This is a genomic window from Lactiplantibacillus songbeiensis (genome assembly GCF_005405125.1).
Taxonomy (GTDB): domain Bacteria; phylum Bacillota; class Bacilli; order Lactobacillales; family Lactobacillaceae; genus Lactiplantibacillus; species Lactiplantibacillus songbeiensis.
The window spans coordinates 1-1,846 of the sequence record NZ_BJDL01000048.1 but is presented as its reverse complement, the minus strand read 5'-3'; the positions used below and the strand labels follow the sequence as shown (position 1 = coordinate 1,846).

General features: G+C 44.4%; 1 protein-coding gene. It reads left to right on the top strand.

Annotated elements, in window-relative coordinates:
• Window positions 1–278 precede the first annotated feature (278 nt).
• Window positions 279–1,397 (top strand): family 20 glycosylhydrolase, encoded by a 1,119-nt coding sequence (locus tag FFM77_RS13920; protein ID WP_171001652.1) that lies wholly within the window; start codon window positions 279–281, stop codon window positions 1,395–1,397.
• Window positions 1,398–1,846: the final 449 nt, after the last annotated feature.

Here is a 1,846-nt window from a genome sequence, read left to right as displayed (position 1 = left end):
CGTTGTAACGATGACCGATTAGGAGCCATGAATATTGCAATGCTTGGGCAAGACTGGTTGAACGGTGTCAAGCACCCAAGGATTAAGAAGCTAACAACTGCTGGGTAAACCCGGCAGTTAAACGGGTAGCTGTCAATTACCCGATGATGTTGCCACTACGCGTAGGAGTGCCTAACGGGCATGTTGGACTACTGTGCCGTCAGACACGTGAGCGACAAGCCTCTGAATTTATTCAGGGGCAATTGACAGGACAATTGACGCCGAGAGTGGGGATTGTGATGAAAAAAAGATTAAAATGGTGTTTATTTAGTTTGGCTTTAATGATGAGCCTGTTGACAGGCTTCGCGTCAGTGCAGGCTGCGACGACGCCAAAAGTTAAAGGGTTGATTTTGGATGATGCCCGGCAATTTTATTCCGTTAAGTCAATCAAACAATTAATTGATGAGGTTCAGGCTGGTGGCGGTAGTTTTGTCCAATTACATTTAACGGACGACACGCGGTTTGGGGTTGAAAGTGCCAAGCTCGGTCAGACCGTCAAAAAGGCGCGTAAAGTTGGCACCACCTATTATAATCGTCAGACCAAGTTGGCTTTTTTAAGTAAAAAGCAACTGCGTTCGTTGATCGTTTATGGTCATCAGCGGGGAATTGAAGTCATTCCCGAGATTGATACACCGGGACACAGTAAGGCTTTAGTGAAGCTGATGAAGACGTCTAGTAAGGCTAATCGTAAGTTGGCAAAAACTATTGTTTATAAAAATGCCGAGTTAAAGATGGACCATGCTAAAACGAAGACGTTTGTCAAAAGTCTGTTGAGCGAATACGTTAAGTTGCAGTATCCGGGACAACACATTGGTATTGGTGGCGATGAATACGGCGGTACGACCGCGGCAACTCAGCCCGCAATGGTCAGTTATACCAATTATCTAAATCGTTACTTGAATCAAAAGCAGTTAAAAGCCACGATGTGGAATGATGGGTTCATGACCAAAGATCTGCCTAAAATTGATCATAATATCTTAGTGACTTACTGGAGTTATGATGGTCAGACGAGTAATACGACGTTGGCGGCCAAACACCGTCAGATTCGCGCTAGCCTGCCAGCTTTGAACGCGGCGGGATTCCAAACAATCAATGCGAACTATTCGTATTTATACATTATTACGAATGCTAAAATGTTCAAAGCTAGTAACGTCGCCTATTGGCAAAATGATCTAGTGACGCATTGGAATTCGACGGTCTGGGATAATTGGAATCATACTAGTCTTGCGACGAGTACAAACAATCTTGGTTCAGCGATTTCAATCTGGGGCGATGGACTAAAAAGTTATTCACAGGCTAGTATTTTGAAGCGCACACAACCGTTCTTCAACACATACTTTAATCCTGAAATTCAGTAGGTTGCGTTGTAGACTAAAAATGCGATAATAAAATAGGTTGAAGATGATTGATGTTAGTTAGGTTGAACTTGCCACTCTGGTTGGTCCAGAATTGGCTGGAACGTGGTGGCCACGTTTATGAGCTACAGGGCGGTCTCATAAGCCGGGCTTTATCTAAGCAGGAAAAAATCACCGGCCAAGATAAACGACACCACTGAGCCAATTCTGGCCCATCCGGCGTTAAGGAACGGGTCATTATAAAAATAATGACTACTTTTTTCTTACTCAGCAGTTTTAGCCGAGAGGTTAGTTCATAAAATGCTCAGCCGTGTCGTTGGCCTTAGTGCGAGTGGTCTGCTCGGACTTAGGCCAAGGCCAGCTTTGAAGACCGCTCTTGAGGTGTACCCCAAAAGTTGGAACACAATCTGAGGTGTTCTGATAATGGATAAAATGAGCGTAGATACCCAGCT